This is a genomic window from Sporolactobacillus sp. PKPK-6 (assembly GCF_056678885.1).
The window spans coordinates 77303-94692 of record NZ_JBWXPA010000001.1 but is presented as its reverse complement, the minus strand read 5'-3'; the positions used below and the strand labels follow the sequence as shown (position 1 = coordinate 94692).

General features: G+C 41.5%; 19 protein-coding genes. 4 read left to right on the top strand and 15 right to left on the bottom strand.

The genetic code is table 11. The annotated features are described in order from the left end of the window. Nucleotides 1-284 precede the first annotated feature (284 nt). The 9 genes from rpsA to AC1MBV_RS00470 form a co-directional block, all read right to left on the bottom strand. Entirely contained in the window at nucleotides 285-1439 is a 1155-nt protein-coding gene (rpsA, locus tag AC1MBV_RS00510; protein ID WP_255748076.1) for a 30S ribosomal protein S1, read from the bottom strand. Between the two features lie 73 nt (nucleotides 1440-1512). Next, the gene (locus AC1MBV_RS00505) at nucleotides 1513-2109 is read right to left on the bottom strand and encodes a lysophospholipid acyltransferase family protein (protein WP_255748075.1); all 597 of its coding nucleotides are present in this window, start codon (nucleotides 2107-2109) and stop codon (nucleotides 1513-1515) included. Further along, nucleotides 2106-2783, bottom strand: coding sequence for a (d)CMP kinase (gene cmk, locus AC1MBV_RS00500; protein WP_255748073.1), 678 nt, complete (start codon nucleotides 2781-2783; stop codon nucleotides 2106-2108). Before cmk ends, AC1MBV_RS00505 begins: the two co-directional genes overlap by 4 nt. 65 nt (nucleotides 2784-2848) lie before the next feature. Continuing rightward, on the bottom strand, nucleotides 2849-3535 hold the full coding sequence (locus tag AC1MBV_RS00495) for a flagellar brake protein (protein WP_255748072.1): 687 nt from the start codon (nucleotides 3533-3535) through the stop codon (nucleotides 2849-2851). Between the two features lie 144 nt (nucleotides 3536-3679). Next, nucleotides 3680-5008: a germination protein YpeB gene (ypeB, locus tag AC1MBV_RS00490; protein ID WP_255748071.1), complete on the bottom strand. Its 1329-nt coding sequence runs from the start codon at nucleotides 5006-5008 to the stop codon at nucleotides 3680-3682. Between the two features lie 11 nt (nucleotides 5009-5019). Continuing rightward, nucleotides 5020-5874, bottom strand: coding sequence for a spore cortex-lytic enzyme (gene sleB / locus AC1MBV_RS00485; protein WP_255748069.1), 855 nt, complete (start codon nucleotides 5872-5874; stop codon nucleotides 5020-5022). A gap of 188 nt (nucleotides 5875-6062) precedes the next feature. Then, nucleotides 6063-7268 carry a Glu/Leu/Phe/Val family dehydrogenase gene (locus AC1MBV_RS00480; protein ID WP_255748184.1) on the bottom strand — a complete coding sequence of 402 codons (1206 nt, stop codon included), beginning with the start codon at nucleotides 7266-7268 and terminating at the stop codon, nucleotides 6063-6065. Nucleotides 7269-7498: 230 nt separating this feature from the next. Further along, nucleotides 7499-8119, bottom strand: coding sequence for a genetic competence negative regulator (locus tag AC1MBV_RS00475; RefSeq protein ID WP_255748067.1), 621 nt, complete (start codon nucleotides 8117-8119; stop codon nucleotides 7499-7501). Nucleotides 8120-8340: 221 nt separating this feature from the next. Next, nucleotides 8341-9108, bottom strand: a complete 768-nt coding sequence (locus AC1MBV_RS00470) for a metallophosphoesterase (protein ID WP_255748065.1) — start codon at nucleotides 9106-9108, stop codon at nucleotides 8341-8343. Nucleotides 9109-9289: 181 nt separating this feature from the next. On the opposite strand from AC1MBV_RS00470, the gene AC1MBV_RS00465 reads away from it, so the two are divergent. Genes AC1MBV_RS00465 through AC1MBV_RS00455 form a run of 3 tightly spaced genes read left to right on the top strand, consistent with a single transcriptional unit; the run spans nucleotide 9290 to nucleotide 10380 of the window. After that, nucleotides 9290-9526, top strand: a complete 237-nt coding sequence (locus AC1MBV_RS00465; RefSeq protein WP_255748064.1) for a spore coat associated protein CotJA — start codon at nucleotides 9290-9292, stop codon at nucleotides 9524-9526. Further along, on the top strand, nucleotides 9519-9788 hold the full coding sequence (locus AC1MBV_RS00460; RefSeq protein WP_255748062.1) for a spore coat protein CotJB: 270 nt from the start codon (nucleotides 9519-9521) through the stop codon (nucleotides 9786-9788). The genes AC1MBV_RS00465 and AC1MBV_RS00460 overlap by 8 nt, the downstream gene beginning before the upstream one ends. A gap of 25 nt (nucleotides 9789-9813) precedes the next feature. After that, nucleotides 9814-10380: a manganese catalase family protein gene (locus AC1MBV_RS00455; RefSeq protein WP_255748061.1), complete on the top strand. Its 567-nt coding sequence runs from the start codon at nucleotides 9814-9816 to the stop codon at nucleotides 10378-10380. Between the two features lie 63 nt (nucleotides 10381-10443). Here AC1MBV_RS00455 and AC1MBV_RS00450 read toward each other — a convergent pair whose 3' ends face one another. From AC1MBV_RS00450 to AC1MBV_RS00435, 4 genes are all read right to left on the bottom strand, one after another. After that, on the bottom strand, nucleotides 10444-10902 hold the full coding sequence (locus AC1MBV_RS00450) for a DUF2663 family protein (protein ID WP_255748059.1): 459 nt from the start codon (nucleotides 10900-10902) through the stop codon (nucleotides 10444-10446). An 85-nt stretch (nucleotides 10903-10987) separates the two neighbouring features. Further along, complete coding sequence (locus AC1MBV_RS00445; protein WP_255748058.1) at nucleotides 10988-11551, bottom strand: CPBP family intramembrane glutamic endopeptidase; 564 nt, start codon at nucleotides 11549-11551, stop codon at nucleotides 10988-10990. Next, nucleotides 11548-13098: a RecQ family ATP-dependent DNA helicase gene (locus tag AC1MBV_RS00440; RefSeq protein ID WP_255748057.1), complete on the bottom strand. Its 1551-nt coding sequence runs from the start codon at nucleotides 13096-13098 to the stop codon at nucleotides 11548-11550. The genes AC1MBV_RS00445 and AC1MBV_RS00440 overlap by 4 nt, the downstream gene beginning before the upstream one ends. A gap of 14 nt (nucleotides 13099-13112) precedes the next feature. Further along, nucleotides 13113-14198, bottom strand: a complete 1086-nt coding sequence (locus AC1MBV_RS00435; protein WP_480947320.1) for a YpbB family protein — start codon at nucleotides 14196-14198, stop codon at nucleotides 13113-13115. 154 nt (nucleotides 14199-14352) lie between these two features. On the opposite strand from AC1MBV_RS00435, the gene AC1MBV_RS00430 reads away from it, so the two are divergent. Further along, nucleotides 14353-14610: a ferredoxin gene (locus AC1MBV_RS00430; protein WP_255748055.1), complete on the top strand. Its 258-nt coding sequence runs from the start codon at nucleotides 14353-14355 to the stop codon at nucleotides 14608-14610. 113 nt (nucleotides 14611-14723) lie between these two features. Here AC1MBV_RS00430 and AC1MBV_RS00425 read toward each other — a convergent pair whose 3' ends face one another. Together AC1MBV_RS00425 and AC1MBV_RS00420 are read right to left on the bottom strand one after the other, a co-directional pair. Continuing rightward, complete coding sequence (locus tag AC1MBV_RS00425; RefSeq protein WP_255748054.1) at nucleotides 14724-16511, bottom strand: ATP-binding protein; 1788 nt, start codon at nucleotides 16509-16511, stop codon at nucleotides 14724-14726. Continuing rightward, on the bottom strand, nucleotides 16508-17230 hold the full coding sequence (locus tag AC1MBV_RS00420) for a response regulator transcription factor (RefSeq protein ID WP_255748053.1): 723 nt from the start codon (nucleotides 17228-17230) through the stop codon (nucleotides 16508-16510). The genes AC1MBV_RS00425 and AC1MBV_RS00420 overlap by 4 nt, the downstream gene beginning before the upstream one ends. Nucleotides 17231-17390: the final 160 nt, after the last annotated feature.

The window sequence follows — 17390 nt, the reverse complement described above, 5'->3', positions numbered from 1 at the left end:
ATAATGATTTCGTATCAGTGATGATCTAGCAAGGGTTCTTCATCTTTCACTAATCACTTCATCAAATATTAATGAACAAAGCTAATCATAAAAGAAACCTTTCCTTTAACAGGAGAGGTCCAAAAATTAAACGTTCTCGAATTGTATATCTCATTTATTGCCCATGCAGCAATAACCTATGCAAATCAGTATTAAGATTCCATCACAGCCTTGAAAAAGCGGAAAAAGCAGGGAGCAGGTAAGCTTCCAAACATTTTCCGCCTCTTTCATGTTCACGCATTAAATTATTTATATTTTTTTAACTGATCGCCAATCATGTCACCAAGGGAAAAACCTGTTGTTGCTTCTTCAATCTCAGGTGTTTCAGCAGGCTGTTCTGCATGATTTTCTGCTTTTGGTTCTTCAAGTGCTTTGATGCTCAACGATACACGTTGTTCATCAAAATTCACATCCAGAACTTTCACCTTGATTTGCTGGTTCTCTGAAAGCACTTCTTCAGGAGTTCCAATATGATCATGTGAAATTTCGGAGATATGAACTAAGCCTTCAACACCTGGGAGCAATTCAACAAATGCACCGAATGGAACTAGTCTTTTCACTGTTCCTTCAAGAACATCACCGGCATTGATCTTCGATTTTGCCGTTTCCCAAGGTCCAGGCTGAGTTGCTTTAATTGACAGTGAGATCCGTTCATTAGCAGGATCTACCGATAAAACTTTGACCTTGACTTTATCCCCTTCGGAGACGACTTCTGAAGGAGTTTCCACATGATAATGAGCAAGTTGAGAAATGTGAACAAGTCCATCAACTCCGCCAATATCTACAAATGCGCCGAAATCAGTCAGCCGTTGAACAGTCCCTTCAAGGACGGAACCTTCTTTAATCCCTTGAAGCGTCTCAATTTTTTTCTGATCCGCTTCTTCGTCCAAAACTGCACGATGGGAAAGGATAACTTTCCTCTTTTCACGATCTAATTCGACGATTTTAACATCAAGTGGTTTGCCTTTATAGTCACTGAAATCTTCAACAAAATGACGTTCAACAAGAGAAGCTGGAATAAACCCGCGAACACCTAAGTCAACAACCAAACCGCCTTTAACAACATCAGCAATTTCAACGGAAAATGTAGTTTTTTCGTTGAATTTAGCCTCGAGATCACCCCATGCTCTGTCTGCGTCAACTTCACGTTTCGACAGGACGAGTTCATCATCTTCCAGCTTTGTTACCTTTACACTGATCTCGTCACCTTCATGAAGCATATCCGAGACTTTTTCAACGTGAAGGCTTGAAAGCTCGCTGATTGGCAGAATGCCGTCCACTTTATATCCAACATCAACTAACGCATGTTTTTCTTCAACTTTTGTTACTTTTCCATTAACTACATCGCCTACACCAATCGCATCAAAAGATGCCATTTCATGATTTACTTCTTCAACCATTCTCCGGGACCTCCTTTAATTAACCAACCGAGAAAATATCCTACTCATAACTTCTTACAAATAGACGCTTTTGTCAAGCAGTTGGCTCTGTGTATTCATCAAGCAATGCCTGAATATGTTTCATGATGATTGCGCTTGCCTCTGAAGATTTCATCTTTAATTCTTTCATTTCTTTCGTGTTAATCGGTTTGCCAAAAATGATTTTCATCTTGCTTCTGAATTTATAGTTGCCAATTATTGCACAAGGAACGACAACCGCATCCGTCTGCAGTGCAAAGAATCCTGCTCCTGAAAGGCCTTTCTTCAATGGCGTATGTTCCAGATTCCTGTGTCCTTCAGGAAAAATAAGCAATGCATGTCCTTCTCGGATAAGCTTCACTGCTACTCTGAGTGCGCCACGATCTCCGGTGCCGCGCTTTATTGGAAAAGCATTTAAGTGGCTGAGCAGCCGACCAAAGCCCGGGATATTGAAGAGCTCAGATTTAGCAACAAAACTTAATGGTCTCGCAAGACTGATACCGATCATCGGTGGATCAAAATTAGAAAGGTGGTTGCTGCAGATCAGTGTACCGCCCTGCTCAGGAACGTTTTCCCGCCCTATAACCTGGATTCTAAAAGTTAGTTTATAAAACACTTTAACTAATGTTTTTCCAAAAGAATAGAGATTCAAGATGGCTGTTTCTCCTTTACAAAATGCAGAATTTTCTCAACCACTTCCTCAATGCTAAGCGAAGTGGTGTCAAGTGCCACTGCATCTGCTGCTTTAACAAGTGGGGAAACATCTCTTTCCATATCCTTTTTGTCTCTGAGTGCAATGGATTCCTTCAGTGTTTCCATGGACGGATGTCTGCCTTTTTGCAGTTCTTCCCGATATCTGCGAACTGCTCGTTCTTCAACTGAAGCAATTAAAAATATTTTAACCTGCGCATTCGGAAGAACATGTGTTCCAATATCTCGTCCGTCCATGACAACACTGCACGATTGTGCTAATTTGCGCTGACGGTCCACCATCTCAGCTCGCACAGCCTCGTAAGAAGAAACCAGTGAGACATGTTCGGAGACCTCAGGATAGCGAATAAGGTCAGTCACATCGTCTCCGTCCACGTACACCTTCTGTCCCCTGACACCTTGTACCAGTTTAATTTCTGTTGAATCCAACAATTCTTTCAACGCTTGCCCATTATTTAAATTGACTTTCTCTTTAAGTGCTTTATACGTGAGCGATCGATACATCGCTCCTGTATCAATATAAACAAACCCCAATGTTTTTGCAGCAATTTTGGCAACTGTACTTTTTCCTGCAGCTGCCGGTCCGTCAATTGCTACTTGAAATAAATTCTCCATAATACCTGCTTACTCCCATCTGTCTTGACTGATTGTTTGACTATTTAAAAACATTTTGCTGTCTATCAGCCTTTATGTCTGCGCGATTCCATTTCGAGCAGTTTTTTCCTTGCTTCCAGCTGCTTTTCAAAGCAAAAGCGTATAATCGGCTGGCGTTCTCTCTCTGACTGCAACAAAAATTTAATGGTCGCCCTTTTCCCATTTGTGTGTTTATCAGTAAAAATTCTAATGACTCTCGATTGCACCTTGATATATTGATCAGCACCTGAAGTCATTGGAAGAACAATCCAGGATACAATCGAATCTTCTTCTTCAATTGGAAAATCATCGGGCAAGTTGATTAATGATCCACCGCCGCCAATATCACTGGTCATCGTTGTAAATGGGCGAAATGCCCCCTCACTTGAATGGATCGCAATATCCAAGTTCGCTTCCACACGGACATAGTTTCGACGCTGAATCTCTTCCATGCTGTCCTCACCGTCAAAACTCATGAGCATCAAAGGAACCTGACCAGAAATTCGTTGAATAAACGTTGTCGGAAAACGAAAGACTTGACTGTCATTAATATATATAGCCGTAAATACAGTTCCATTCAGAAGCACTGGTGTTTTTCCTGTTTTTTCTTCAATCGGATAATCAATCAGCAATGCATTGTCTTTAACTTCGGCAAGCTTGCATCGATAGCGCACACTTTGTGCATGATTGTTCATTTGTTCTAAGACCAGTGTTCCGCCAACCTTCAGTTTCATGATCGTCTCCTCCGCATTTTCAATCAACCATGAATTCATCTTTTGCCAAATTACTCCAAAAGTCTTGCACCTTGTGTTCATTATACAGTAGAATCCTCGGTTCAGCCAAGCCCCTTGGAAACAGATCTAACCAGCATCCATCTGCTATTCCTTCAAAAGTTCTATTTTTTCCTGATCTCCATTCTCAGCATTCAGCATGACACGATAGGTATCATTTGCTCGCGTCGCAAAAAATTCATAGCAAAGCACATTTTTCAACATCGCGTTCTGAAAAACAGCGAGATCCGATTCCTGTACCTTTAGATTGGGATTCAGTTGTTTCCGAGCTTCACTCTCTGAGAGTTTAGGCTGAAGCGGAACATCGTCATACTTATTAAATAAATAGTCTGTTTGATCAAATGCAAGTATTTCACCATTATCAAGCGCAACTTTTATTCTCATCGATGCGGGATAGACACGAACACCGTTTTTCTGAAGCACATAAGTTAGTACGGCAACATGATTATATTTGTTACGTTTTGTTAAAATCATATCCTTTACTTGACGCTGTTTCAGAAAAGTTTCTGACCTTTTCGAGGCATCATATAGATTTATGGTCTCTTTTTCAACCGGACGTTCAAAAAGAAACCAAGCAATATGGCCACCTTTTTTTGTTACCGATGCGTTCAACGATCTTCCTTTATCCTTCATAGCAATTTCGTAGGCAGGAACATTTGACCCTTTGCCAGTCTGAGTAACTTTGCGTGTTTGTGCGTGCGGTTTATTGACCCACTTCTTTAAATTATCAACCGCTTGACTGCTTTTTATCTGTGCTCCTTTCATCGGATTAATCTTCTTTTTTTCAAGAACAACATTACGCGGGTTTTCAGGGCTGAAGCTTTGCGTATAATCGGTCGCTTGCCCGTCCACCCGCTTCATTCCATCAATGACTTGATTATCCTGATTTTGTTTTTTACTTTTAAGAGCTTGTTCAACATCCATCCAACGCAGGTGCTGCGACATTACCTTCGATTGAACATCTCTTAATTCGTCTCGTATTGTCATGGATTCTGTATAAAGTTTTGCAAGATTTTTGGATTCTTTATTACTTAATGGGCGATCATTAATCGTTTTAACACCCGTATTATAGGTGAATTCACCGACATGCGCGAGAAATTCATTGGTTCTGTTGAACGGCAAAAAGGTAAGCGGAAGTTCATTGGCTGCCGCATGAGCAAGTGCACTTAATCGCCAAGTTTCCACGAGTTGCGGACGCATTGATTCTCGTGACTGCATGGCAAGCGCCGTCCCAAGAGATTCTTCTAAAGAATCAACATAATAAGTCAGTTCATGAAAAGCTTGCTGGTAGTGATTTTCCGCGTTTATCATCACTGTCTTCTTCATTTGGTGCTCCTGATAGCCCCAAACGCCAAGACCGATCAGCAGAGCGACCGCGATGACAGACAAACCGGCAATCCAATAACGGCGTTTCATATGCGTCCCCCCTATTTACAAAAAATGTGTTTGCCAATTTTCCCAATCTGAGGTCTAGTCCAGATCCACGCAGATGTTGCTGTGTCCGGATTAAAATAGTAGAGAGCCCCATTCGAAGGATCCCACCCGTTAATTGCATCCATTACTGCTTTCTTAGCCGACTCATTCGGTGTCAGCCATATTTGTCCGTCGGAGACCGCTGTAAATGCACCCGGCTGAAAAATGACATCGGATATATTATTGGGAAAGCGTGGGTCTGCCACTCGGTTGATAATCACCGCAGAAACAGCAACTTGGCCTATATATGGCTCACCACGTGATTCTCCATAAACCGCATTTGCCATCAGATTCACATCTGATTTAGAGTAACCTTGAGGCAAGTTATCCATTGTGTAGTTGCCGCCTTGCTGCGGTGTATTCCCACCTCCGGACTTATTGTTCGCATTGCCTGAATTGCCACCCGATGACTGAGTATTTCTCTTCTTCACTTGCTGATTAAGCGGGACTCCTCCATAATAAGTGAATTCATTTCCTTCTCTTATGTTGCGATTGACAAAGGCTTGGTCATATTGAGAAGCTTTTATTAATTTTTGCTTGGTCGTGCTTCCCACCATACCGTCAACGGTCAAACCAAATTGGGACTGAAAATTACGCAATGCCCAATAGGTTCCATAGCCAAATGAACCGTCAATTTTTCCCTTATAGAAGCTAATGTACTGAAGACGCGCCTGAAGTTCGACGACATCTTCTCCCGTATCACCGCGCATAATGACTCGATTTGAGAATGCATCGGCTTCAAAAGTATGAGACAACAGGAGCGATGCAAGAATAGCAGCACATATGCCTCGAATCAGTCGTTTTCTCAATGACTTAATCCTCCCCGGAGTGTACATAGAGCCACTCAATAGTTCATATGATTTCCTTGAAACTCTGAAATCAGCTTTATGTTTCCAAGAAAAGATGGTTTTATGCATTGAGGAACAGCACAAAAAAAACGATTATGGATACACCATAACCGTTTAAAGCTATCATTATTTCTTTCTCATCCATTCATTTAAATCCAACCGCGCACACGTGCAGACTCTGCAAGTGTGTAAACCCCAGCAAAACAAGACGCTGCCTTCAATGAAATACCGCGTTCCTCAGCTATATTATGTACGCGAGTAAAAGCATCAGCTAAAATTTGCCGAACCCGACGTTCTCCCTCTTCTTTGCTCCAGATCAATCCTTGTCTGTTCTGAGCCCATTCAATATAAGAAGAGGTCATATCACCTGAGCTTGTCAAAATTTCAGGGATAAAAAGGATTCCATTCTGTGTCATCCAATTGGCTGCCTCATCGGTCACTGCTCCATCCGCTGCCTCAACCACAAGTTTACTCTTGATTTTAAGAACATTATTATCTGTAATTTGATTTGCAACCGCAGCAAGCACCATAATATCACAAGGCTTCTCAACAAGTTGCTGACTTGTCAAGGTGTGCTTATAAAGTTTTGTAATGGTTCCGAAACTGTCCCGACATTCAATCAATGTATTCATGTCTAATCCCGATGAACGATAAACCGCTCCATAGGCATCTGAAAGTCCGGTAATAGTGACTCCCGAGTCGGCCAGCGATTTAGCAACATAGCTTCCGAGTGACCCGAATCCTTGCACAATCGCGGTCGAATGCTGCAAATCAATGCCTTTCTTTTTCGCTGCTTCAGAAATGAATAAAACGATACCGCGACCAGCCGAATGTTCACGGCTCTTCAAGCCTCCCAGAACAATTGGTTTACCGGTTATAAATCCGGCAGACTGATCCGGGCATAATTTACTGTACTCATCCATCATCCAGGCCATCACTTGGGAATTGGTAAAAATATCTGGCGCAGGTATATCTTGATAAGGGCCGATAACTGAACGAATTGCTTGTATGTATCCTCTACTTAGAAGTTCAAGCTCATGAAAAGACAGTTCCCTCGGTTCGCAGATGACACCGCCTTTTGCACCGCCAAAAGGAATGTTGAGTAAACCGTTTTTAAGGCTGTTCATCAAAGATAGGCCTTTCATTAAAGGCTCCGAAACCTCAGGATGAAATAAGACACCGCCTTTGGTGGGGCCAATTGAAAAGCTGTGTTGAACCCTGTAACCTGAAAAAACGCGAACTTGTCCGTTATCCATTTTAACAGGTATCCGGACAGCAAGGATTTGCTGCGGCTCTTTCAATAGTTCAAATACATCCTGCGAATAGCCAAGTTCAGCAAGCGATTCTTTAATCATCGCTTGAGCCGATGCTAAGACGCGTTTGTGCTTCGTTAAAAGATCCCGTTGATCAACCGACACCAAAATCTTCCTTTCTTATTTTCTGCACACCATTGTCTCTGTCTTCTTTCCTTTGACGCAACAATTGATTCATCAAGCGGCGTGCGGGTGCATAAAGTTTAATAAACCAGTCATCCCGTCTTCTCCATAACGATGACAAAGTAACCGCAATGAAAAACTCCGCGTGATCAAGAATGCGGAGCTTTAATAAAATAGCGATATAACTCGGATACAGCAATATCTTTTATCAGACATTTACCATATTCCTCAAGTCTGTAAATGGTAATGGTTGATGTATTTCCATACTCCGCAAGGATAGCGACAAGCGTTTCGATATCGAATGCGTCCGATAAATGCTGTTCATTAAAATGTATATAATATTTGTTTTCAAATAGAAATAGGCTTCCTGTTCGAATTCCTAAATCATGAAGTGTTTTCGATAGTGAAATCACATCATCAAATTGCTCAAACTGGTAAAGTACGTCCTGACTTTCATCCAATGTCACCTGCATTTGAATGAAATCTTCGTCATCTTCAAAGTCATCGTCGGATTCATCATCACGATCTTTTCTTCCTCTTGACACAATGACAACCATTCCTTGCGCCGGGAGGGAGAATACTTCAACGTCGATGGGACCGGATGCTTCGAAACCCAATTCGTCATCCGCCTCAAGCATCATATCCCGAAATAATTTCTCGACTCTCGGCAAGTCGTGCCACATATCTTCTTTTGTAATGCCTCGTTCTTTGAGATCGTCAAAAGTCAGGAATATTTTAATCCTGTCGCCATTTAAACGTTCCAGTCGCATCGCAAATGTCCTCCTTGCCGTCCAGCCTAATCTCTTTAGTGTAGTGTCGCAAACTTATACTATAGTTATATGATCTTGACGAATTTCGGTGTCTCTTGCCTGGACATGCATCCAAACGACGAGAGACAAGAACAAATTCGCCGACCAATAGTCGAACGAGAGACTTGAGTGTAGTATACAACGCAAAGACATAATTGTACATGCTTTTACACATTTCCAATTCATCTCTGCTTGAAAGTAAGCATTAATGCATCAGGCTTTGCACCTAAACGCAAAGGCAGTTTAGTTGTCCCGTAACCGCTACTGATTATTAGTGTTCCAAACGGCAGTTCTTTTACCCCTGCCTTCTCTTTTAAAGTAAATCCGAATAAGTTAATTTGTCCGCTGTGCGTATGTCCTGAAATGCAGTAAGCAATGCCCATCTGTGGTGTCAGCGCTTTCTTAATATCTGGATTATGACTGAAAAGAATCGTCGGCACTCCGCTTTTTCTCGCTGCAAGTGTTTTATTTAAATTTGCGTGGTGATGCAGCAAATCATTTAATCCCGAAAAATTGAGTGCTGCACCACTTTTAGTTACAGTATATGTCGTGTTATTTAAAATCGAAACGCCGCTTTCATCAAGCAGTTTTTTTAAACGATCATATCCGGAATCCCAATCATGATTTCCCCAAATGAAAAAAACAGGGCCGAGATTCAACAGCAATTGAATATTTGTGCGCACTCTCGAAAGAGGCACTCCTTTTTCCGTCAGGTCTCCTCCAATAAGAATGTAGTCTGGGGAATCCTTAAACGACTCCAGCCACTTTTTTGAAATCGTGCGCCGATGAATATCCGAGATAAAAAATAACTTCTCACCAATAAAAGGTTCGGGCAAATCATCAATCTCAAGATTGATGGAGATTAATCGATTCATATGCGCCTCACAAAACATGTAAGTAATTAAAATCACAAAAAGGATTATTGCCACAGCCAATAAATCAACAGTCATTGGAAATCACTCCGTATCATAAGGCATATGAATAGTGCCAATGTTAAAAGATTCGAACGAACGTGTGCTTATACGTTCTCGTTTAAAAAAATCGATGAAATCATTGGGTCTATGTACGAGCTGGGATAGCATATAAAGAAATGATGAATAGAAAAATGATTTCAAGAAGGGAGGCGCTGATTTGTCTACATCCAGAAAATGGTACACTCCATACGTCAGTCCAAATGATCCATGTCCACCGCTCGGACCCATTTCTTATGAGACACCCGTGCAGCTCTATCTAGGTTTTCAGCCGCGGGGCATGGAGCAGTTTTCACCATTTGAAGCATTGACACACGGCACATTATGGCCGGGATTATTTACACCATATACCAATCCATATCTCTCAAAAAGAGAGGAGCTGAACACAGATGGATGAACCGATACAAGTACCGGACAGCTATTACTCGGATCTGAAGGCACTCCAAGCTGTTGATTTTACTCTTGTTGAACTGACTCTTTATTTAGACACTCATCCTAATGACCTTGAAGCACTTAAGCAGTTCAATTCAACCGCTAAGAAAAGTGCCGAACTTCGTGACGGATTTGAAGCACGGTACGGCCCATTAAGACAATTTGGGCACAGTCTATCCGCTTATCCATGGCAATGGAAGGATACACCCTGGCCATGGCAAGTATAAACGATGACCGAGGAGGCCGATATTTGTGTGGTATTACGAAAAAAAATTGCAGTATCCGGTGCGTGTCGGCATCTGTAATCCAAGAATGGCAAAATTTCTGATTGAACAATACGGCGGCGCTGACGGCGAACTGGCCGCTGCCCTTCGCTATTTAAATCAGAGATACACAATACCTAGCCGCGTTATGGGCTTACTCAATGACATCGGAACCGAGGAATTTGCCCATTTGGAAATGATCGCCACTATGGTGTATAAACTAACTAAAGATGCGACACCTGAACAGTTAAAGGAAGCCGGTTTAGGTGAACATTATGTTGATCATGGTAAATCAATCTATTATCATAATGCTGCCGGGCAAAACTTTAACATGGGCATCCAATCAAAAGGAGATCCAATCGCTGATCTTTATGAAGACATTGCAGCAGAGGAAAAGGCGCGTTCCAGTTATCAATGGATCATTAATGTCTCCGATGACCCCCAAATTAATGATTCTTTAGGCTTTTTACGCGAACGTGAAATCGTTCACTCACAGAGATTTCGTGAAGCAGTTGAATTACTAAAAGAGGAACAATCAAAAAAAAGAGTATTTTAACGAATAAAAACAGGCAATTTAACGGCTGCTTCTCATGCCTAATAGAAGCGGTCGTTTTTGTAATTATTTATAAAATAAATTGATATCAAATTCCTTCTTCAAATGTCGAAGAATTCCGTAACGGGCCGTATTGCCAAGCTGATCCGGCTGATCATTCATCCATAGTTCTTCCGTGCGATCAATGATCTCTTCCCGTAAATCGTCATAATCATCCTCAGCATCTTCGCGCTCACCATGACAATAAGTAAAGAATAACAGAAACACAGCGCAAATCATCAAGAAAATCCAGCTCGCCGGACGGCTGATCAACATACGTAAATCGCGCATTGATTCGAGCATACCGGGATGAATGAAAAAAGTATAGCCGATTCCAATACCTGCAAATAAGGTAAGACAAAGACCAAAGATTGCTTCTCTATGCTTCCATTTGTCTTTTTCTTTTTTTCTTTTAATGAGCTCTGTTAAAATAGTTAACGTAATTCCAGAAATCCGACCGTTATCGTGATACTCTTGAAGCGACATGTCCTTCACCTCTCTCACATTCATAACTATGAGTGTGACCATGAAATTAGGACAATCACAGGTTACAAATCGTTAATCAAGCACATCATAGACGACCCTTTTTCAAATAATTAAGCGCAATAGGCAACGTATTAATTGTGAAATGTGCTGTGATTGGTGTCAGCAAACTACCCGTTTGAACGAATAGAAAACCGAGACCAAAACTTAGAACAAGGGTTATTCCTAAAAGCGCCGGCTTCGTCACATAACGAATATGTAAAAAGACAAAAATAAGACTGGCAGCAACATATCCTAGTAAGTGCTGAAGAATACCTCTGAATAGAGTCTCTTCAATTAACGAAACAGCAGCCATAATGAGTACAAGCGCTGACAGAGGAAATGCGCGTAACAGATGCTCATTTATTCCTTTGTCATCAAACCATGCATTTGGCAAGACATGCTCGGCAATAGCTTGGATGGAAACCATACCCACTCCGAAACTAAAACCGATCATAAGTTCTAACCCGTTGACTTTGTACCAAGTCGCGAGAGGAAATGACAAGTTGAACAGTTTAATAAGTGTCATTGAAAGCAGCAAAAGCAGGCCTTGAGAGAAATAAAGAGCTCGACGCATCTCAGAATCGGATAAATGAAGATCAGTTCGGCTCATTGTTTCGACCTTTCGCTTTCTTTAAAAATATAGGACAGCCTTTCTTCCCAACTCATCAACTGCTTTCGATTAATCACTGTATCTTCAAAGTTCACCGAATCAAAATCGGCAAGATTGATCCCGCATTGATCGCAGCAATAAACGGGCTTCTCATGTGAATCTTCATGATAAACCTTTAAATAATAGGCTCTTCTGCATTCTGTAGCCGTTAAATAATTTTTCATGATAGAGAGATCGTTCAATAATACCCGTCGGCGCTGCTCGATCATCGACTTGCTTCGTTTAAAAATCGAGTGAAAGGATTGATAGGCAGGCTTTTCCCGTATCCGTTCATAAATGAACCGAGCTGCGGTTTCGCTTGATCCTCGCTCCTGTAAATCGTTCAAAAATTGATCTTTGTTTTTTATTGTGAGGACTCCTTCATCTAACTCATGTAACGTATGGAGCAAAAAGGCATCCTCGGGAAAATTGCTGTCTATAAAGCCTTCCGGATATTGATTATCTTGCGGTGAATAATAAAGAACGGCAAGACCTTGCTGTCCGTCACGCGAAGCACGGCCGATTTCCTGAAGGTATGCATTCATTGTTGCCGGAAAATGAAAATGGACGACCAGTCGAATGTCTGGTTTGTTAATTCCCATACCAAATGCATTGGTACAGCAAAGCAGATCTAATTGATTATCCAAAAATTGGTTTTGTATTTTTCTCCGATCTATTGACTCCATTCCACCATGATAAAAAGCTGCACGAAGTCCGAGTTGTCGTCGTACCAGTTCAGCCAGTCTCTCAGTCCAGTCGCGGCTTGCACAATAAACAATTCCCGGAAGACGTGTGGTACGGAGCAGCTTGCACAATTGTTCCATTTTTTCATCGTCATTGGAAACGTTCCGAACAACAAGTGCAATATTCGTCCTGTCAACGCTCATGATCGTCTGAGCAACCTCATGCAACTCCAAAGATCGAATGATATCTTCTCGCACACGTTCATCCGCTGTTGCAGTCACGGCGAGGCAGGCTGGATGTCCAAGCTGTTCTCTGATACGGGCAAGCTGCAGATAGTCCGGTCTGAATTCATGTCCCCATTGAGATACACAATGTGCTTCATCAACGACAAAAAGCGAAATAGTTATTTTTGCCAAAGCTTCACGTATGTCAGAACGGCAAAGCATCTCCGGGGAAATATAGAGAAAACGCAGCTCTTCCAAATGACGAAGCACGCGGATGCGTTCTTGTGCGTGCATCATTCCGTTCAATGCTCGGGCATGCCTTTCACCTGCGGCGCGCAATGCGTTAATCTGATCTTCCATTAACGACAAAAGCGGTGAAACAATCAATACGGTGCCATTAAGTAAGTAACCGGGAATTTGATAACACAGCGATTTACCGCTTCCCGTCGGCATCATCGCAAATACATCCCTGCCATTTAAAACATCTTGTATGATTTTTTGCTGCCCGGAGCGAAACTGATGATAGCCGAATTTTTCTTTTAAAATTATCTTAGCTTCGCGCAGCAAGTCTTCTTCACGTAAATTATTCAGGCTACCCATTATGTTCCTCTCCTTTATCGAACCGTATTTTTTGCAAGAGCCAGGCGGATTTGGAAATAGGAAACACCTTCTTGAAGAGCTTTTTTAATCGTTTTAAGTTGACGTGTGTTTAAACGGTTTGCATGATCCATTATGCGATGCTCCAGCTCATCGGTAAGATATTCGGACAAGTCAAATGTTGGATCTTTCAATGCAATTTCTACTAAGTGATCTTCAATTGTTCCGATGGACAAATTTCTACGATGAGCCGCTTCCTGTGCTGACAATCCAGATTTCAAGAAACGAAGTGACACTCCGGCAGTAGTTGAAAGTCCGCTCACTCCAGGGCTCATTAATAAAGCAGTAAAAGGGTAGCGTGATTTATTTTTTGATAGTTCCTGCATGATTCTTCTGAGCGCCGCCTTAAAAAAGGTTCGGCATTCAAACAGATCCTTCCCGGATTCATCGGAAATTTGTCTCAAAGTAAGTCCTGTCATATGATATCCGGAAAACTGAGATGCAAATATATTCGCTTCGAGGATGGGGATACTCGTCAATAATCGGCGAATTTCTTGATAAAATTGATGAACTAATTGATTGCGGCTTAGTGAACTTTCCATTATTATGCGGCGAACTGCCTCTGTCACTGCCGGAAACTTCGTAATTGGCAAGAAAGCGGTCTGTTGATAACGAAGTGCCGATAGCGTTTGAATGAGCAATTGCAGTCTTAGCCAGAATTGCTTTTCAGTCGTGACGTAATTTGTTATCCTCAACCCATCCGGAATCATACGTTCAATTTTGAACATGCTTAGCTTATCCATTCCCTTTTCAGTGAGGATGACGCGCGTCTGTTCTGAGTTCATATATTTTATCCACTCATGATCGCCCAGATGCTCGATTAATTTTTGAAACGATTGACGTTCCAGATCATCACATAGATGATAAAACGGCTCCACCCGAAACAGAAAACTGTCCTGTATGCTTTGAGACGATTTTTTGCCTTTTAATAAATGGTATATTCCTGATAGGGTCCTTTCCCCGTTAAACTGCTTGATTAGGAATAGAAGAAGTGTTTCGCTGAACATGAGGGCATCATCCCCAATTCGTACTTTTTCTGTCATGTTTTGTTTCCTTTTATTTTACCCTTTTCCAAGACATGTTTCGACAAATGTTCATTAATTCAATCGATGAATTCTATTGAAAAGATTCAGCTGCTTCATTAAAATAAAAGTGATATAGTAAATCGTTGAAATTGTTATGGAAAGGAAAATGACGATGGCTGAAAAATATACAATTGTAGATAAAGAAACATGTATTGCTTGTGGCGCATGTGCGGCAACTGCGCCTGATCTGTATGATTACGATGATGAAGGAATTGCCTTTGCACTTCTTGATGACAACAAGGGGAACACAGCTGTTCCTGAAGAATTACTTGAAGATCTGGTCGATGCTTATGAAGGTTGCCCGACGGAGTCTATCCGCATATCAGATGCTCCATTTAACGGAAAGCCCGATCATGCTGTCGGCATTTAACCATCTGATCAATGTTCATGCATATAAAAAGAGGGTTGAAGCAAACAAACTGCTTCAACCCTCTTTTTATCATTGATTGTTATTAGAGCATGCCATTGCTTAAGATCAACTAATTAAACATGATCACGTCTCAGCGTAAATTGAAATGTGGTTCCTTCTCCCTTTATGCTGTTAACGCTTATTTCTCCGCCATGCGCCTCAACAATATGCTTTGCGATGGCCAGACCCAGTCCAGTGCCGGCCTTTCCTCTTGTTCTCGCTTTATCTGCTTTATAAAAGCGCTCAAAAACGAATGGGATATCTTCTTTGGCAATACCTACTCCGGAATCACGAACAAAGACATAAAGTAAATCATTCTCGATACGCGCTGCAACACATACCGTGCCGCCTTTTCTTGTGTGCCGCACCGCATTGTCAATGAGATTCGTCATAACCTGCTCCACACGATCAGGATCCAATAAAAATGATTGACCGTTGACTTCTGATAATTCGGATTTCATTTGAATCCCTGTGTCTTTTGCTATTTTGTTGAATTTCACAATAATATGTTGAAAAAATTCATCAAGCGAGATTTCACGGCGAACAAGTTGAAAGTGCCCAGTCTCAAGCTTAGCTAAATCGAGCAACTCATTAACCAAACGGCCCATTCGCTTCGATTCATCCAGTATGATTTGTGCCATATCTTTTTTTTCTTGAGCACTTTCAGCAATATCATCAATGATCGCTTCACTGTAACCCTGCATCATCGCGATCGGTGTTCTCAATTCATGACTCACATTGGCTACAAAACTTTTAATCATTTGATCATTATGTCTTTCCTCGGTCATATCGCGCAGTACAGCCACAGCACCTCGTATTTTTTCTTTATCATAGAGGGGCTTCATAATCACTACCCAAACACGTCCCTGGACGCCTAGTTCTCGTACTTTTTGTGCACCGTCTTCAGCTACATCGAGAAATAGTACCTTTAAAAGATCCGGGGTATTCCTTTCATTTGGATCTATGTTGTGTTCATAGTTCCAAGAATAAATAAAATGATCTGCTGGCGGGTTACTGGCAGCTATTTGGGCATTCATGTTCATTAAGAGAACACCATCTGCCATGTTCTGCAAAATTCCGGAAAGCTGCTCTTTTTCCTGATTCAGTGCATTCAAATTCATTTTCAGTTTTTTTCTCATATTATTAAAAGCAACAGCCAGATCGCCGACTTCATCACGCGTGATCACGGGAACATTGATATCAAAATTTCCGAGCGCAACTTGCAGTGCCGCTTTCCTCATCTTTCGCAACGGAGAGCCGATTCGTGTTGAGAGAAAAAAGGCAAAAAATGTAGTCAGCAGGATAGAAAATCCGGCACAAATAAAAATCAGCTTTCTTGATTGATCCAGTGCGCTTTGCGCAATCTGAACAGGCTGAATAATATATACAGCTCCATGAACGCTCGCATCTTTTTGTATCGGGACACCGACAATCAGCAAACGTCGGCTTACCTTTTTATTCCCCTTTTGTACCTGAAAAGAACCAACTTTGCTCACTGTTTTCTTTCCATTGAGGGCAGCCTTCAATACTGCATCCTTTTCAAAAAAACTGCGCGTCAAATCAGGGTTGGAGCTCCCCTTAGGACCGCTGCGCACCTGATCATTCATAATCAGTACATAGCCCGCATTATATACATCCGCAATATCATCTATTGATTTGAGTGTCTCATTAACAGAGAGGCCCGATGGACTTGCGAGTAAATGCGCTGACTTTACACCGATTTTTTCCATTTGCTGTTCCGCTTGCTGAATATTACTGTTTTCAAAGAATTGTAATAAAAACAAAGTCAAGAACAGAAGTACGATTGTAACAATCGCTATGATGGTTGCCCAAAGTTTGCCGATAATACTACGCCAAATCATGTTGCAGAATCGACCTCAATTTTATAGCCGACACCCCATACAGTTATAATCATTTCTGCTGCTTTTTCAGAAACCTTATTCAGTTTTTCTCGCAATCGCTTCACATGCGTATCCACAGTTCTAAGATCACCGAAGAACTCGTAATTCCAAACGTCCTTAAGCAACTGTTCTCTTGAAAAAACTTTATCTGGATTTTGTGCAAGGTAATAGAGAAGCTCGTATTCCTTAGGTGTCAAATTCACTTCATGTTGATCAACCTTTACACGATGCGCGTCATGATCAATCATTAGGTGAGGAAATACAATCACGTTTGTCGCTGTCGTTTCCGTCTCCAAAAATTTCGTTTTTGAGGAGCGACGCAATAAGGCCTTTACTCGAAGTACAACCTCTCGCGGACTAAACGGTTTGACAATGTAATCATCTGTACCGACTTCAAACCCTTGAACTCGATTTGCTTCTTCGCCTTTTGCGGTCAGCATAATCACCGGTGTGGCTTTATATTCGCGCAGTTTCTCGCACACCTCTTCGCCATCCATTCCTGGCAGCATGAGATCAAGAAGAATTAGATCATAGTCTTTGTCCAATGCTTTTTGAAGCGCTGTTTCTCCGTCTCCCGCTTCATCAATTACATAGTTCTCACGTTCAAGATACATTTTTAAAAGCTTACGGATTCTCTCTTCATCATCAACAAGCAGAATCGCCGCTTCCTTCTCTTCCATTCAGATCCTCCCTTTTCCACCCAAATCCTTATCTCTTTTCTTTATCGCTCGCTAACCTCAGAAATGGTATTTATGAGGCAACCCCTCTAGATAAACAACACAATACGTTGTCCGATAAATATTTCAAAAAATTTTTTTAAAATACAAAAGCTAACTATGT

What these genes read in the sequence shown, in the direction of transcription:
- rpsA (WP_255748076.1), bottom strand. Translation starts at nt 1,439, where the DNA reads ATGGTTGAAGAAGTAAATCATGAAATGGCATCTTTTGATGCGATTGGT.
- cmk (WP_255748073.1), bottom strand. Translation starts at nt 2,783, where the DNA reads ATGGAGAATTTATTTCAAGTAGCAATTGACGGACCGGCAGCTGCAGGA.
- AC1MBV_RS00495 (WP_255748072.1), bottom strand. Translation starts at nt 3,535, where the DNA reads ATGAAACTGAAGGTTGGCGGAACACTGGTCTTAGAACAAATGAACAAT.
- ypeB (WP_255748071.1), bottom strand. Translation starts at nt 5,008, where the DNA reads ATGAAACGCCGTTATTGGATTGCCGGTTTGTCTGTCATCGCGGTCGCT.
- AC1MBV_RS00480 (WP_255748184.1), bottom strand. Translation starts at nt 7,268, where the DNA reads ATGATTAAAGAATCGCTTGCTGAACTTGGCTATTCGCAGGATGTATTT.
- AC1MBV_RS00475 (WP_255748067.1), bottom strand. Translation starts at nt 8,119, where the DNA reads ATGCGACTGGAACGTTTAAATGGCGACAGGATTAAAATATTCCTGACT.
- AC1MBV_RS00470 (WP_255748065.1), bottom strand. Translation starts at nt 9,108, where the DNA reads ATGACTGTTGATTTATTGGCTGTGGCAATAATCCTTTTTGTGATTTTA.
- AC1MBV_RS00460 (WP_255748062.1), top strand. Translation starts at nt 9,519, where the DNA reads ATGGATGAACCGATACAAGTACCGGACAGCTATTACTCGGATCTGAAG.
- AC1MBV_RS00450 (WP_255748059.1), bottom strand. Translation starts at nt 10,902, where the DNA reads ATGTCGCTTCAAGAGTATCACGATAACGGTCGGATTTCTGGAATTACG.
- AC1MBV_RS00445 (WP_255748058.1), bottom strand. Translation starts at nt 11,551, where the DNA reads ATGAGCCGAACTGATCTTCATTTATCCGATTCTGAGATGCGTCGAGCT.
- AC1MBV_RS00440 (WP_255748057.1), bottom strand. Translation starts at nt 13,098, where the DNA reads ATGGGTAGCCTGAATAATTTACGTGAAGAAGACTTGCTGCGCGAAGCT.
- AC1MBV_RS00435 (WP_480947320.1), bottom strand. Translation starts at nt 14,198, where the DNA reads ATGACAGAAAAAGTACGAATTGGGGATGATGCCCTCATGTTCAGCGAA.
- AC1MBV_RS00430 (WP_255748055.1), top strand. Translation starts at nt 14,353, where the DNA reads ATGGCTGAAAAATATACAATTGTAGATAAAGAAACATGTATTGCTTGT.
- AC1MBV_RS00425 (WP_255748054.1), bottom strand. Translation starts at nt 16,511, where the DNA reads ATGATTTGGCGTAGTATTATCGGCAAACTTTGGGCAACCATCATAGCG.
- AC1MBV_RS00420 (WP_255748053.1), bottom strand. Translation starts at nt 17,230, where the DNA reads ATGGAAGAGAAGGAAGCGGCGATTCTGCTTGTTGATGATGAAGAGAGA.